Annotated in this window: 17 protein-coding genes; 6 read left to right on the plus strand and 11 right to left on the minus strand. The window is 35.8% G+C overall.

Annotated elements, in window-relative coordinates; genetic code table 11:
- Positions 1-176: 176 nt before the first annotated feature.
- From ABFX33_RS14420 to ABFX33_RS14435, 4 genes are all read right to left on the minus strand, one after another.
- Positions 177-1,853: a DUF6377 domain-containing protein gene (locus ABFX33_RS14420; RefSeq protein ID WP_346086579.1), complete on the minus strand. Its 1,677-nt coding sequence runs from the start codon at positions 1,851-1,853 to the stop codon at positions 177-179.
- 369 nt (positions 1,854-2,222) lie between these two features.
- Positions 2,223-2,588, minus strand: a complete 366-nt coding sequence (locus ABFX33_RS14425; RefSeq protein WP_346086580.1) for an SRPBCC domain-containing protein — start codon at positions 2,586-2,588, stop codon at positions 2,223-2,225.
- A 44-nt stretch (positions 2,589-2,632) separates the two neighbouring features.
- Positions 2,633-3,526 (minus strand): cyclase family protein, encoded by an 894-nt coding sequence (locus tag ABFX33_RS14430; protein WP_346086581.1) that lies wholly within the window; start codon positions 3,524-3,526, stop codon positions 2,633-2,635.
- Between the two features lie 38 nt (positions 3,527-3,564).
- Positions 3,565-4,179, minus strand: a complete 615-nt coding sequence (locus ABFX33_RS14435) for a Crp/Fnr family transcriptional regulator (protein ID WP_346086582.1) — start codon at positions 4,177-4,179, stop codon at positions 3,565-3,567.
- 315 nt (positions 4,180-4,494) lie between these two features.
- Between ABFX33_RS14435 and ABFX33_RS14440 the strand changes: the two genes are divergently transcribed.
- The 3 genes from ABFX33_RS14440 (at position 4,495) to ABFX33_RS14450 (ending at position 6,684) form a co-directional block, all read left to right on the plus strand.
- Entirely contained in the window at positions 4,495-4,881 is a 387-nt protein-coding gene (locus ABFX33_RS14440; RefSeq protein ID WP_346086583.1) for a YtxH domain-containing protein, read from the plus strand.
- A gap of 238 nt (positions 4,882-5,119) precedes the next feature.
- A complete protein-coding gene (locus tag ABFX33_RS14445; protein WP_257090446.1) occupies positions 5,120-5,698 on the plus strand; it encodes a Crp/Fnr family transcriptional regulator in 579 nt (192 codons plus the stop codon).
- Between the two features lie 71 nt (positions 5,699-5,769).
- On the plus strand, positions 5,770-6,684 hold the full coding sequence (locus tag ABFX33_RS14450; RefSeq protein WP_346086584.1) for a DUF4267 domain-containing protein: 915 nt from the start codon (positions 5,770-5,772) through the stop codon (positions 6,682-6,684).
- 129 nt (positions 6,685-6,813) lie between these two features.
- Here the strand turns inward: ABFX33_RS14450 and ABFX33_RS14455 are convergent, their stop codons facing one another.
- The 3 genes from ABFX33_RS14455 to ABFX33_RS14465 form a co-directional block, all read right to left on the minus strand.
- Positions 6,814-7,071, minus strand: coding sequence for a hypothetical protein (locus ABFX33_RS14455; RefSeq protein ID WP_257090448.1), 258 nt, complete (start codon positions 7,069-7,071; stop codon positions 6,814-6,816).
- A gap of 177 nt (positions 7,072-7,248) precedes the next feature.
- Positions 7,249-7,689 (minus strand): DUF4241 domain-containing protein, encoded by a 441-nt coding sequence (locus ABFX33_RS14460; RefSeq protein ID WP_346086585.1) that lies wholly within the window; start codon positions 7,687-7,689, stop codon positions 7,249-7,251.
- A gap of 53 nt (positions 7,690-7,742) precedes the next feature.
- Complete coding sequence (locus ABFX33_RS14465) at positions 7,743-8,279, minus strand: hypothetical protein (protein ID WP_346086586.1); 537 nt, start codon at positions 8,277-8,279, stop codon at positions 7,743-7,745.
- Positions 8,280-8,713: 434 nt separating this feature from the next.
- On the opposite strand from ABFX33_RS14465, the gene ABFX33_RS14470 reads away from it, so the two are divergent.
- Entirely contained in the window at positions 8,714-9,697 is a 984-nt protein-coding gene (locus ABFX33_RS14470; RefSeq protein ID WP_346086587.1) for an Rpn family recombination-promoting nuclease/putative transposase, read from the plus strand.
- A gap of 153 nt (positions 9,698-9,850) precedes the next feature.
- Here ABFX33_RS14470 and ABFX33_RS14475 read toward each other — a convergent pair whose 3' ends face one another.
- The gene (locus ABFX33_RS14475) at positions 9,851-10,273 is read right to left on the minus strand and encodes a hypothetical protein (protein WP_257090451.1); all 423 of its coding nucleotides are present in this window, start codon (positions 10,271-10,273) and stop codon (positions 9,851-9,853) included.
- Positions 10,274-10,364: 91 nt separating this feature from the next.
- Here ABFX33_RS14475 and ABFX33_RS14480 point away from each other — a divergent pair, with 91 nt between their 5' ends.
- On the plus strand, positions 10,365-10,691 hold the full coding sequence (locus ABFX33_RS14480; protein WP_346086588.1) for a hypothetical protein: 327 nt from the start codon (positions 10,365-10,367) through the stop codon (positions 10,689-10,691).
- Between the two features lie 84 nt (positions 10,692-10,775).
- Here ABFX33_RS14480 and ABFX33_RS14485 read toward each other — a convergent pair whose 3' ends face one another.
- Genes ABFX33_RS14485 through ABFX33_RS14495 form a run of 3 tightly spaced genes read right to left on the minus strand, consistent with a single transcriptional unit; the run spans position 10,776 to position 12,893 of the window.
- Positions 10,776-11,387 carry a hypothetical protein gene (locus ABFX33_RS14485; protein ID WP_346086589.1) on the minus strand — a complete coding sequence of 204 codons (612 nt, stop codon included), beginning with the start codon at positions 11,385-11,387 and terminating at the stop codon, positions 10,776-10,778.
- 46 nt (positions 11,388-11,433) lie between these two features.
- Positions 11,434-12,048, minus strand: coding sequence for a DUF4304 domain-containing protein (locus ABFX33_RS14490; RefSeq protein WP_257090454.1), 615 nt, complete (start codon positions 12,046-12,048; stop codon positions 11,434-11,436).
- Between the two features lie 53 nt (positions 12,049-12,101).
- Positions 12,102-12,893 (minus strand): DUF2711 family protein, encoded by a 792-nt coding sequence (locus tag ABFX33_RS14495; RefSeq protein WP_346086590.1) that lies wholly within the window; start codon positions 12,891-12,893, stop codon positions 12,102-12,104.
- 86 nt (positions 12,894-12,979) lie between these two features.
- Between ABFX33_RS14495 and ABFX33_RS14500 the strand changes: the two genes are divergently transcribed.
- Positions 12,980-13,447 (plus strand): macro domain-containing protein, encoded by a 468-nt coding sequence (locus tag ABFX33_RS14500; RefSeq protein ID WP_257090456.1) that lies wholly within the window; start codon positions 12,980-12,982, stop codon positions 13,445-13,447.
- The last annotated feature ends 34 nt before the right edge of the window (positions 13,448-13,481 follow it).

Consider the following 13,481-nt stretch of genomic DNA (forward strand, 5'->3'; position numbering starts at 1 on the left):
TTAATGAGTATTCCTGTATTCTTCTAAAGAAAAATATAGATATGATGGCCGTAAATTAGGTTGGGAAATAGCAGTTAGCGTACCAGATAATCAAAGTTTGGCGCGCAGGACGATAGGTAATACAACGAATCAAAGCTGTATAGATGGGGTATTTAAACGTATCGGGAGTCTTATTACTAAATACTTTTAATCGTGCCGATCTGCATGATGTTTTTATCAAATTCATCCTTATCTATGATCGCTTTGCTTTTAATTTTTGCACGATAAGTATAAATTGTGTTTAGGGAACAATGGAGAAATCCAGCAATTTTAGATGAATCATTTACACCCAGCCGGATTAAGGCAAAGATGCGCAATTCGGTATTCAAAAGCTCATTCGTTTTAAGCATGATCTTTCCATCTTCGGCAAGCAACGCGTTGAAATCGTCTACAAAACTGGGAAACAGATGAAGAAAAATATGATCAAAAGTATTAAACAGTTCCTTTTTCTCTTTGTCTATTCTCTCGTTAGATTTGACCAGGTTAAGGAGCTCCGAAATTTTGTCTCCCATGATCATTTTCTTTATTAAGGTCTGAAATTTCTCCAATTTCGTGATGTACATAGAACAGATATCAAGAAAATGTCCGATGTATACCTCTTTGATCTGATTGGATTCATACAATAAATTGTTCGTTTTGGATAGTTTTTGGTTTACGATTTTATATTCTTGATTTTTAGTTTGCAATTCGTCATTTAGTTTATTGAGATCCTGATTTGCTTTAAATAATTCGAGCCTGAACCGACTCACTTTTCTCATCTGTTTATACAGATATATTATTGCTAGTATCAATAATATGGAAAGGACAGAAGCAACAATTAAAAACATAAACAATTGCTCCTTTTTTTGTTTCTGATGTTCCTGGTAGGAGGCATCAATAATTGGGAAAATCTGGGAAACTTCATAGGTCCTAAATTTAGCATTGCAGAAGATTGCGTCCTCAAGCGATGATTTTATACACATATAAGATTCATCGATGTAACCTTTTTGGTGCAATAAAAATGCTAACGCCTGCATGGAAGTATTTTCCTTTATCGCATTTTTAATATCGCAACCTGCGGATATAATCAGAAATTCGCCCTGTTTGCCTACATTGCCTTCCTTTCTGTATATTTCTGAAATTGCAAAGGCAAGCATTGCTTTTTCATGGCTATCCTCCTTTATCGTTTCGTATATTGAATTCAAGATTACTTTAGCCTCTTTTATCTTGTCCAGATCGATCAGCTTTTCTGCATATACCATTTTGTAGTGATTCGACGCTTTATCCAGCATTGTTAATAAAGAATCACGATAGGTATGGCTTATTGCTAAATAATTTTTTTGGTTATAGTTATGGTAGGCATAAAACTTGAAAAAGTTTTTTTGAGCATCCAGATATTTTATTTTTAGGTGATTGTTTAATTTTTTGACAGCTATTCTATCCAAAATATCTTTGGAATCAATGTACATACCTGCGACCAGATAGTGTAAAGAAAGGTCTAATTCAGTTTCTAGGATCCAATTTAGATTCTGGAGTCTATTTGCCAGATCCAAATTTTTCTTAGCGTAGTAAATAGCGGAATCAGATTTATAAGATGCGTATGAGCTACTCAGCTGTTTTTGTAGTTCAAATTTTAGATTTAAGTTGTCGGTGCTATTGTTCAGCTTTTTTTTTATTTGGGACAGATAAAGCTCTTTTTGCTCAACAAAAGTATCTTTATTTTGAATGAGATTGGTCAGATTGAAAATTAAAGAGTCTGTTAAAACAAGCGCGTTAGCTTTGGTAATTGTAGCTATAAAAAATAAAATCAGATATATAAATACAGGTTTTCGCATTTAAATTAGTAGGGGACTATTTACATTAAATAAATTGAGTAGGCCAAATATAGATAAATAACTCGATTTTGTCCAATGGCGTTTTTCATAGCATACATAACAATATCTTGCCCGATTGAAAATAATAATGCCGTGAGAGTAACAACCACCGATTCCATCGAAGGAAGGGGGATTTCACGATATTATGATCCAATAGCTGCCAATGTAGTTATCGGCACCCATATCTTTAGTGATATAGTGGCATGCCCCGTGACAAAAAAAGACGGCATTTTCATTCTGAAAGCCCTAATTTAAATAATGCTCGAATTTTTGGGAGAACATATTGCCCCAGTTTTTATCGAGTAGCGTATTCAGACTATTCACCGGGATTTAAGTTTCCTGCAACAGCTTTAGATCTTCAATCACTTTTGACCAATAATCTTTGGTCATTTCACGTTGACTTTCATTTTTTAATTTATCAACATGAAATGAAATTGTTGTTTTATCTTTATTTTTCGAAGGAATAAATCTGATCTGTAAATTGGCATCTTCTGCGAAATCCCGGTGCCTCCACTTTGTTCGGATATGTGAATATTCCTTAATTGTCGAAAAATTCTGGTCTACACCTTCAGACCAAAAACCTAACCCTCGGTGTGAAAAAAAAGCTTTCCACAGTGTTTCCAATTTCATTGGCACGGTTTTTCTGATCCCGAATTGCCAGCCTGCATCTTTTGTTAATCCTACGTTACTTCCCATGTAATTGTGTTTTTTGCTGAAAGTGATTTCTTATTTGAATATAATTATTTCCTTTCAATAGAAGCAAATGCCCTGACCGGAAAAGTCCCGACACCTTTAAATTTTGGCGGGGCGGCGGTGAACTTAAAATTCTGATCTGGCAATTTATTTAGATTGCAGAGATGCTCAACGATTAAAATCCCGGCACCCAATAGGACGGTATGAACAGGTCTTGTTCTCCCAGCCGTGTCGTCTATATTATGGGAATCAATACCTACAAGTTTGACGTTACAGTCCCGAAGATACATTGCCGCCTGCTCGGTAAGAAATGGATGGTCCTGATAATATAGCTCCGTATTCCAATATCTATCCCAGCCAGTCTGTATTAACACCGCTCGATTTCTGATTTCTCTATTCTTAAGATGATCTTCCGTAATTTTCAGGGTTTCGGTAAACGGTATATGGATCATTACTGCGTCAAGCTGTGCAAAATTCTTTAAGGCAGTTTGGGCTATGTCATTGCCATCAGCAAATCTATGAAAGGGGCAATCAATATAAGTTCCCGTATTGGTGACCATCTCTATTTTTCCAATCTGAAAAGATGTATCGCCGTCATAGTTCTGTTTTGACTGTTCCCTAGAGAGATAATCGCAAATATGAGGTGCCGGCAGCCCCTTGTAAGTTATCAATCCATCTTCGATTGTATGACTCAAATCTATTAAAAATTCTTTCGCCATACTTTCATCAATTGGTTTACGTTTATGGGGCTCAATCAGGATTTCTTTATTGAGGATATTGACTTTTCCTACCATGAGCAGATGCATATCTTCAACGATATAGTCCGCCAGGACACTGTCACTGATATTGTCTCCCGATATATCTAATCTGAAATCTTCCCCTTTGATACTACCACCATTCGTAAAGAATATCTCGAAGTCAAATTTTATTCTTTTTTCCATAAGATGCTTCAATTTTACTATGACAAAAGTGTGGAAATCTAAATATTGTTTACTTGACTTAGATCAATTTGATTGATTTTTTTACTTCTGATCCTGCTGAGTGTTTCAGGACTCATGCCAAGGTATGAAGCAATATGGAAAAGCGGTATCCGATTATCTGCATGTGGGAACTGTTTTAGAAAATAGTGATAGCGTTCACTGGCGTCCAGCAGTAGAAACGAACTTTCCCTACGGCATTTTTTGATATATTCTTTGGCCAAAATATTCTTCAATAAAATATTCCATTTGGTATCCTCCCGGATTAATCTGTCGATGAGCACCTTTGGTATACTTATCAGATCACATTGTTCAATACATTGAAAATATAAGTTCGTTTTTTCCTGGGTCAGAAAACTTGTAAACGCAGTAAAAAATTCATTTTCAAAAAAGAATTCGGTATTGATTTCTTTATAATCTTTCTGGTAGAAACTTCGTACGATCCCCTTTTTCAGAAAAAAGAGATTGTCTATAGCTGAGGGTGGGTTTATGACGTTACTCTCGCTTTGTAGGGTATAAATTTTTACATTATCCTTCAAGAGTGAAACCTCTCTATCGTCTAACGTGAAGAGGTTCGCAAAGTATTCAATGAATTGAGCTAATTGGTTGTTTTCCAAATTCAAAACAGTTAAAAATCTGGGTTACATGACGGATTTCTTCCGTCCACGATCCTATAGTTAAAAGTAATGAATATCACCCAAAAATGAAACAATTATCTTACCCAATGATATCTGCCCGTGTAAGGGTTGAGAGTTATATATGTTCAACACATTGTTTGGGGAATCTGCCTGTCTTTTTTTGTCCAAAATTAAATAATTCTAAAATCAGTCGTTTATCTAAATTATCCTTTACAGCAGCAGTTAGAGGATTTGGTATATTAATTGCGAATATAGCGTGTTAGTGATTAATTACTAATCTTAAAGTAAAACACTATGTGCAGGTACAAAAATAATACGACAGGAGTACTTTTGGGAATGATCGGTGGAGCGGCAGTCGGAGCTTTGATAGGATTGCTTTTTTCGCCCAATAAAGGTAAAGATAATAGAAAGAAAATTAAGCATAAAACCAGGGATTTCAAAGGCCAGGCTAAGGATAAATATGTGGAAGTTAAACACAAAATCAAGGATGAGTATACTAATATGTCTTCTACGGTAAAAGATAAAGCAAATCATGTGGTGGAGACCGCTACTGAAAACTACGATAAAATAAAAGATCAGATTATCTCTAAAACTTCAACGGCTGCCAATGGCGTCGCATCGGATGTCAAAAAGAAATATAGCAAAGCCATCGTAAATATACGGGATCTTTCAAAAAAATGAGCGATTGCAAAATGGTATATTCAGACAGATTAATTTTTGGGGAACCTACACAACAGGATTTTCAGTGGTAGCATGAATAAATTATAGTTTTATTTCAAGCCTAATGGCGCGTTATTAGAGGCTTAGTGGCCGAATAGTTTTGGTATTTTCAGCCTACGCTATGAACTGTGGCTAAATCTTCTGGACACCATTTCCTAAATAAGAACAGAATTTGAGTTTTTTACCCATTCAAATTGCTATGATAGAATTACTATTAAAAACAATTGCAAGCACCATAACCATTGATCAATCAGATAAGGATCTTATTTCACGACTTTTTAGGGAAAAGAAATATGGTAAAGGAGAATACTTTTTGGCCGAAGGAGACGTTTGCCGCCAGGTAGGTTTTATTATCAGTGGTGTTATGCAATATTATATCAACCACGATGGGGAAGAGAAAACATACGGATTTGGTAAAGAAATGGATTTTGTCTGCAACAATGAAAGCTTTATCCCGCAAAAACCTTCAAGGCAGGCGATTCAAGCTTTGGAAGATTGTACGCTATTTGTAATTTCCTATAATGATCTTCAAATATTTTATGCCGAGATCAGGAATGGAGAACGTTTTGGTAGATTGGTCATAGAGCAGGTTTTTGTTCAAACCCTTCGGGGCCTTAATTCTTTTTATACGGATTCACCTGAAATTCGTTATGAAAAATTTATAAAAGAATATCCGGAACTCGTACAAAGGATTCCTCAATATTATATTGCCTCTTACGTCGGTGTAAAGCCCCAGTCATTAAGCCGTATACGAAAGAGAAATACACAACGTGACTAATTTATTAACCGAGGTGCACGAAACCTAATGGCCCTACAAATAACTTTGTTGTCAAACAAACAGATAAAATTATGACAACTAGAATTTGTTACATTATCTCATTTTTAACCGGGCTGGGACTATTGTTTATCGGTATGAGATTTTTGGTTTCGCCATTGAAGGCCGAGTTTGATTATGGTATCGTGACCGATACCAACAATGATTTTTCTTTTCATTATATAAAAGGAATTCGAGATTTATTTTCGGGTATTCTCCTTGTGCTTTTCGTATTGACAAAGCAAAGAAAGGCGCTGGCCATAGCACTGCTTGCAGCTACTGTCGTACCCCTGGGTGATCTCATGATCGTAATGCTCAAAGATGGAAGCGATTGGCAGCATGGCATAGCTCATCTGATCGCAGTAGCGGTCTGCGTTATAATAGGTTCAGTACTTCTTATACAAAAAAGACAACAAAGCAGTTCTCATCATCAAATATCCTTTGATTTAGTTCAATCTGCGGTTAACGGTGGCCCTACAGTAAGTGAATGTGATCTGCTCCCTGGAGCAAAAACACCATGGCATTATCATACGTTATTTTCGGAGAAGTTTGAAATTCTAGAAGGTGAACTGGAAGTGGGCAAGGACGGTAAACGTTACCAACTAAAGCCAGGAGACCAAATAGTTATAGCAGCCAATGAGACTCATCTTTTTAACAACAAGTCTAAAGGTCTATGTCGATTGCGGACAACCATAGATCCTGGAAATATTGAATTTGAACAGGCTTCACTTATTCTTTTGGGATTAGCCAAGGATGGTCTTACAAACAGAAACGGACTACCAAAAAAGTTTTCAGATCTTGCTTTGTTTATTTATCTGAATAATTCCAAGATGACAGGAGCAATGAAAATTGTAGAACCTATTTTAGATCTTGTTGCGAAAATTGCAATAAAAAGGGGGCGATTGAAAGTTCTTGAGGAAGCCTATTGTAAAACAATCGGTCTGCATTAAACTTCAATTTGCCTCATCGCCTAGTTATTTGGAAATCATCAAAATAGTCAGCTACCTTTACTAAGTTCACTTGCGCTGATGCATATAACGTCACTACTATGGCTAAGATTGAAAATATTAGTTTTTTCATCACTTTTTCAGAATTAGATAATCGGAAGGTAATACTTTTAGATAATCATTGTAAATGAAAACTTCTTCATCTTGAAGGAATTTAAGACCTTCTAAAGGTAAGCCTGAATATTTCGAAAATACCGTAAACGTAGAATCTTTTGGGTATTCGTGACCCGCAATTTTAATTGTTTCAATAGACGGTTTTGCGGCTTCTTCTTTCTTACACGCGCCAAAGCCTAGCCCCAGCAGCGCAATAAATAATAAATATCTTTTCATTTGGTAATATAATTAGTCGATAAGATAAGCATTAATGCATCAATATTTTCCTTTGATAAGGAAAATTACCCAAAAGGGTAGCTGTTTATAGATTAAATATTCGTGTCAAATAAATCAAAACATTCAAAATAGGGTTATATTCTCCGACTTTTCGGTATCTTCCACATATAGTCTACATCAGTCTTTTTCCTCTCGGATAACAGCTTCAGCCAGAGTACATTTGAATTTTACTCGTGCAAATGCGACCCTTCGATCCTTATTGGCGCTGATATTTGCCATTGCCAATTCGACCGGGAACTCACCAATAGGGAACTCCTCATTAAAAGCAATCGCATCACTTAAGGTAACGGGATCAGTAGCGATAATCTGACCTGATAATACCTTTAGATTTCCTACAGCTATCTTATCAAACGTTATTTCCGTGCCGAATTGCGCTACTTTTGTGTCCTTCGCGAAACTACCCTCAAATAGCTGAGGGAATGCCAGAGTGCTGTCTTGAATGGTTATTTTCGGGATCGTATCAGTCAGGTCAAATTCGGTTGTTGGTCCAATGATATCGTTATTATTACCTGGAGCATTGTTTTTCGAACTACACGAAAATAGCACGACGGTCATCATACATATTGTTATTATACTTCTGCACATAGGGAATATAATTATCTTTGTTTAATTCATGACTTTACAGGATGACCTATCTCCTTAAAGAACTTTCTGAGCAGTTCATATGTTCTACCATCAGCGATAACCTGACTGGAACTATCTATCGCCATTGCTTCACAACTTAAACAGATATTCAAAGCAGATATAATTTCGCCCGAACTTTTATAGAACACAATAGCATCCCTGTAAATGGGGGCGCACATCCAATTGTTGACATCAGTTATTTTTGTAAGCAAAATATTCCTTAGAAGCTTGGTTACCTCATGATCGTACTGAAAAGTATTGGTTCTTTGACTAGAAAAATGAAACAGTCCATTATTATCGATTAAGTATTGTGTCATAGCCAATAAGGCGTCCAGTTCACTCAGGCGAATTTCTTCGTTTTCATTGAGATTGTTTCGTTTTTGTTTTCTCACTTTTAAGCGATTCCGTTCAGGTCTTAATACTTGCATTGCCGCTTGATATTCATCTCCGCGCTGGAAGGAATATGTTTCGATGTAGTCAAATGCTAAGCTCTTAATATAATGAGAAGATGTGACTGAATTCATGATACTTTTCATTGTTAAAAGTGAGCGTTTATCTATCTAAATACTAAAAATAAAAGTATAAAAAAGGCTATTAATTGTCAATAAAAATGGTGTTAAGCGAGATCAATTGGAATTTTAGAAACCCCATGAGGGATTGCCAGACTTACTATTTCGAATCTCTTTTAATAAATCATTTATTCTTTTTTCATTTGGCATTCTACTTTTGGTTCCGTCTAAGTAATAATTTATAATAGTGCTGACTGCGTCAAAATTGGCTGCATTATTTACTAAGTAACTCATAAAATTTGATAAAGACTAGTCTGTCTGTAACTTTTCAGCTCGTGCGATTGATTATCAATATAAATTACTTTCCGACCTGTGTTTTTTTTACTAATTATGTTAGTATTTTTAAGTTTATTATTGTATATTTGCTTGATAATCAATTAATAAATATTATGGCTAAATCAAAAAAACATTTGGGTAGGTATGTAGATCCACGTACCGATTTCGGTTGGAAATTTTACTTTGGTAGAGAGGACAACAAAATCTTACTAATTGAGTTTCTCAATAGTCTATTTCATGGAGAGAAGATAATTTCGGATCTAAGATATAAGCCTGTAGAACAAGATGGCGACTATGAGGAAATGCGTCGTGTTGTATTTGATTTGCATTGTATCGGCAGTGATGGTGAGGTTTTCATCATTGAGATGCAGCAGCTCTTTCAAGAATTTTTTAAGGACCGCGCGGTGTATTATACCTCACGTCTCATCAATAAACAATTAGCGCGAGGCAAGAAGGGTAGTGATTATTACCTACCGGAGGTTTACTTTATTGGTATTTTGGAGTTTGACATGGATAGAAACGGAAGTTCTGGTATATCCCGTATCACAGAGCGCCCTTATTTCTATGATGTGGCGCTGTGTGACAAATTGACCAAAGAAATATTTTATGATAAATTGGGGTATAAGATGATTTCGCTTCCATTATTTAATAAACAGCCGGAAGAACTAAAGACAGTTATGGATCAGTGGTTGTACTTACTTAAACATTTGAGTACCATGGATAGATTGCCATCATTTTTGGATAAAAGAATATTTGGTCTTATCTTTGAGATAGGAGAGATAGGTAAATTAACGGAGGAGGAACTCATGTCATACGAGGCAAGTTTAAAACATAAGCGCGATGCGGAGAGCGTATTCAATTCGGCCATGAAATCCGGAGAAGCTTTAGGTCACGCTAAAGGTTTGGCAGAAGGTAAAGCGGAAGGTAAAGCGGAAGGTCTAGCAGAAGGTCTGGCGGAAGGTAAAGCTAAAGGTCTAGCAGAAGGGGAGCGCAAAAAAGCGCTTGAGACTGCTAAAGCATTTAAGGAAATGGGATTACCAATAGCTGATATCGCGAAGGGCACAGGGCTCTCTATCGAAGAGGTCGAAAAACTCTAAGGTTCTATAATTGCAGCTATCTTAGAGGTTTTCTGTCTTCTGTCTTGCATAACGCAATTAATTCTATTTGCGAAAAAGTCCTTAATTAATTCCCAGTTACTTATATTCATACTACCATTGCCGTTTTTGTCGAGGTGGTCAGTAATATCTGTCTCACCACACAATATCCTCATCAAAGATCTCAAAAATAGCCCCATCATTGGTGTCATAAATGCCCCACGGTTTTTCAAGAGATATTTTAACGATCTTTCTTTTTATTTCTTTTCCTGTTTTGGTAATTGATATCTCAACACGGCTATCCAATATTTGTCCAGGAACGAGTATCCAAAAAGGGTACGATGTATTCTCGTCCCATTCTTGGTCAGATAGAACAGGAACTTTCTCTTCAATAATATGCAGACCACCATCTATATCAGTAAATTCACATCGGACAAATCCTGGAACGTCATTGCTTATGTAAGCTGTAACTTTTACGCGAAGAAATCCCATTTTTGCAAATTGCTCACTAGCAAATATACCGTAATCATTTAATTTATCTCTCAACTGAACAATGCGAGGAGCCTTTTTCTTTTTCATAATAAATATGAGTTATCTGTTTTTGTTATCTTTAATTCTTTGCCACGTGTTTTAAGATTTGTTTAAATTTAACATAAAATATCAGCGTTAGATGAAGCTTTTAGAGTTAATTGATTTTTTTAGGGGTGGTGGTTCGTTCAAAGAATTCTGCCTTCTGCAGTCGTTAAATGAGGGATCCGAAGTGATCGAGATTTTTATGGAGATTCCATTGAATATTGATAATGAATTGAGATATTTTGAAATTGAGAAAACTGGAGGGAGTACAGAATATACAGATAATGGAATAAAATCCTATAATTTATTTGATTTTTATTATTTCTTAGATGCCATTGAAGAAGCTTATGATAATCAAAACAGGTTCCTTTCTAATGAAGAACTGGCAAAATTACTCTATAATTATGCCATTAATGATGCTTAGGCAAATCTAAATAGTTGATATAACGAAACTACTTTGGTAACTATCATTATGAAAATGGAACTAGGGATGATTGATCTTCGAATACTATTTCCAATAACCGTTAAGATATTTGTCAATCTGATTTCTGTTCCTTAAATCGATTAATTGAAAGCTATTCCAGTCCGCTAAAACCATTTCGTATTCTTCACCTAAGCTATATAGTGCGTCTTTAATTAATTTGAATTGTTCTCGCGAAATTTCCGTTCGAGAAGCTGTCGCGTTGATAGAAAGCCAAATATGTTTTACAAATTCTTCTTCTGTATCAAAAAATATAGTGAAGTTTGAGAAACCAAAAGCTTTAGTCGATGTTGTTTCGCAGTTGGCTATTTTATAGCCGACATAGTTAATGCTTTTTGCTTTTTCAAATTTATAATTTGTTAATAGTTGACTCAGCGGCTCTGTTAGGATTTCTTTTGAAAAAGTCGTTATAGACATCTGGCCGACTTCGAATATTTCAGTAAAACCCAGACCCTCTCTTGATTGATCCGCGAGAATTTTTACTTCTGTAATCCTATTCTCTATAGACTCCCTATTTTCGGCGGGGACAATTTCAATTTGACAATAATCGTCGTCCCAAGACAGGGGTAAGTATGTATTCCTCTTAGTTTTTGATGCAATCTTTCGTTTAAATATTCTGAAAAAGTCTAATATCTTCATCCTGTCTTAATCGCTGTATAAAATGCCAATTAAAAAATCTATTTTATTAAATTAAACCCTGCTTTTCTGCATATTCTTTGAGGCTTGCCATTTGATATGGATTATAATTTTCTTTTGATATTTTCCTGTATTCAGCTCTGGCTTTATCCAGCAGCTTTAGCTCTGCGAAAAATGTCATTTTAGCGGCGGTGTGCAGTAAGGTTTGCTCGGAAGTTTCCAGTTCGTTGATAAGCTTTTGTTCAGTGTTTAATTTTTCCAAGAATGGTAAAATAAAGCCTGAAATATTATATTTCATTTCGACAATTAGTTCTTCAACATCTGTCGTCGTTGTTATAGTATACCACGTATCGTCTAGCCCTCTCATACAGCCAATTCTTTTTCTTATTAAACACTCAGGTTCGGTGGGAAATGCCGGTACATCTTTGTTATTGTAGTTAAAGCGAGCTAACCAATATTCGGGTGAAAATATTCCGACGTTTATGGTATAAAGGATATCATCTTTGGTGCTAGATCTACTTTTTTGAATATTTATGATGTGACCGATTTTCTCAAGCGGCAAATAAAAATTGTTAGCCTTTTTTTTAAAACCAAGCGGTTTTAAGATTTCAATAAAGCTTTCCTTTATGATTCTGTCAAATTTTTCTTGAGTTTCTGTTTTCATAAATACTGTGATACTATATTATACTGAGCCTATTTCAGACTATAATTGTTATTTTACTCCAAGGTGTATTCCCAATAATGTTCTGTATGGTCATTACAGCTAAAACCCTCAAACAAATTGCTAGCGATAAGCTGATCCATTTTTTTATGATCTGTTGCTATGAGAAAGAAAAAGCTATCCCATTCAATGGTAAACAGAATTTCTTTATCAGCCGAGTATAAGTAATAGTCCTTACCGCCGATCTCATCACAGAATTCATATTCGGTTAGTCGATCAAGATCCACAGTTGAGGTCTGTTCATAAAACTCGTCGGTTATCATGATCTGGTCCCTTCCCAGGAGTTTGAACGCTTTATAGATAACCATCTTTGAAAGTATACCAAAGGCACCTTCGGTCGGATGGTAGATACTTTCGCTATCCGTATAATTGTTAAGCTTTTCCATGAGGTCCGGTCTCGTAAAATTTCGGTTTAACGCACCTATTGAAGTTCGTAGGGCTGTATTGAGATCCGCATAACCTGCAAGATCAGAACCTTTCACGATATTTTTCCAAGGTATTGGTTTGCCCTTCCGAAAAATGTCTTCATCGGCAGGGTATCGGTCATTGTCGTAACTATAGATTTCCCTATTCGCTTCGGGAAGTTTTTTTAATAAATCAATTTCCTTCAGCGCTTCTTCATGCGATAGTAACTTGGCTTTTTTTAGATTACTTTTATCAGTTTCCTCCCTGTCAAGTTGAAAGAAGGGGAGGAATGCAATGAAAACGCTGTCATAATGATCTTCGAAATGCTCTTTTATTGCCCCTTCATAAGGATATAACTTTTCCTCGTCAAATATGTTACCCATAAAATATTGGTCAAATATGTATAGCCTTTATTTCTAATCCAATATATGTAATTTTGTAGAGAAAACAGCATCAGCTAACTCAGAGCATGGAAATAAATTACATAAAAGGAGACGCAACAAATCCTACAGCATCAGGAAACAAAATCATTGTTCACATTTGCAATGACATCGGCAGGTGGGGAAAAGGCTTTGTGATGGCAGTTTCTAAACGTTGGAAACAGCCAGAACAACAATACAAAGGATGGTTCAAGGCAAAAGACAATTTTAATCTTGGACAAGTTCAATTTGTACAAGTCGAAAATGAACTTTGGGTTGCAAATTTAATAGGCCAGCATAAAATCAACAAAGATGAAAATGGTAATGCACCGATTCGTTATGACGCAATTTTGTTGGGACTTGAAAAAGTCGCACAGTTTGCAATTGATAAAAAGGCGACTGTTCATATGCCGAGAATTGGATGCGGACTTGCAGGTGGAACCTGGGACAAGATAGAACCTTTGATAAACTCTTCGTTGACGACTAAAGATATTCAAGTAACAGTTTATGATTTTTGATATGTGGATACCAGTTATAAGGCGCATAAAAAAA

The sequence above is a fragment of the Sphingobacterium ginsenosidimutans genome (assembly GCF_039536865.1).
Lineage (GTDB): Bacteria > Bacteroidota > Bacteroidia > Sphingobacteriales > Sphingobacteriaceae > Sphingobacterium > Sphingobacterium detergens.

What these genes read in the sequence shown, in the direction of transcription:
- ABFX33_RS14420 (WP_346086579.1), bottom strand. Translation starts at nt 1,853, where the DNA reads ATGCGAAAACCTGTATTTATATATCTGATTTTATTTTTTATAGCTACA.
- ABFX33_RS14425 (WP_346086580.1), bottom strand. Translation starts at nt 2,588, where the DNA reads ATGGGAAGTAACGTAGGATTAACAAAAGATGCAGGCTGGCAATTCGGG.
- ABFX33_RS14430 (WP_346086581.1), bottom strand. Translation starts at nt 3,526, where the DNA reads ATGGAAAAAAGAATAAAATTTGACTTCGAGATATTCTTTACGAATGGT.
- ABFX33_RS14440 (WP_346086583.1), top strand. Translation starts at nt 4,495, where the DNA reads ATGTGCAGGTACAAAAATAATACGACAGGAGTACTTTTGGGAATGATC.
- ABFX33_RS14445 (WP_257090446.1), top strand. Translation starts at nt 5,120, where the DNA reads ATGATAGAATTACTATTAAAAACAATTGCAAGCACCATAACCATTGAT.
- ABFX33_RS14450 (WP_346086584.1), top strand. Translation starts at nt 5,770, where the DNA reads ATGACAACTAGAATTTGTTACATTATCTCATTTTTAACCGGGCTGGGA.
- ABFX33_RS14455 (WP_257090448.1), bottom strand. Translation starts at nt 7,071, where the DNA reads ATGAAAAGATATTTATTATTTATTGCGCTGCTGGGGCTAGGCTTTGGC.
- ABFX33_RS14460 (WP_346086585.1), bottom strand. Translation starts at nt 7,689, where the DNA reads ATGATGACCGTCGTGCTATTTTCGTGTAGTTCGAAAAACAATGCTCCA.
- ABFX33_RS14465 (WP_346086586.1), bottom strand. Translation starts at nt 8,279, where the DNA reads ATGAATTCAGTCACATCTTCTCATTATATTAAGAGCTTAGCATTTGAC.
- ABFX33_RS14470 (WP_346086587.1), top strand. Translation starts at nt 8,714, where the DNA reads ATGGCTAAATCAAAAAAACATTTGGGTAGGTATGTAGATCCACGTACC.
- ABFX33_RS14475 (WP_257090451.1), bottom strand. Translation starts at nt 10,273, where the DNA reads ATGAAAAAGAAAAAGGCTCCTCGCATTGTTCAGTTGAGAGATAAATTA.
- ABFX33_RS14480 (WP_346086588.1), top strand. Translation starts at nt 10,365, where the DNA reads ATGAAGCTTTTAGAGTTAATTGATTTTTTTAGGGGTGGTGGTTCGTTC.
- ABFX33_RS14485 (WP_346086589.1), bottom strand. Translation starts at nt 11,387, where the DNA reads ATGAAGATATTAGACTTTTTCAGAATATTTAAACGAAAGATTGCATCA.
- ABFX33_RS14490 (WP_257090454.1), bottom strand. Translation starts at nt 12,048, where the DNA reads ATGAAAACAGAAACTCAAGAAAAATTTGACAGAATCATAAAGGAAAGC.
- ABFX33_RS14495 (WP_346086590.1), bottom strand. Translation starts at nt 12,893, where the DNA reads ATGGGTAACATATTTGACGAGGAAAAGTTATATCCTTATGAAGGGGCA.
- ABFX33_RS14500 (WP_257090456.1), top strand. Translation starts at nt 12,980, where the DNA reads ATGGAAATAAATTACATAAAAGGAGACGCAACAAATCCTACAGCATCA.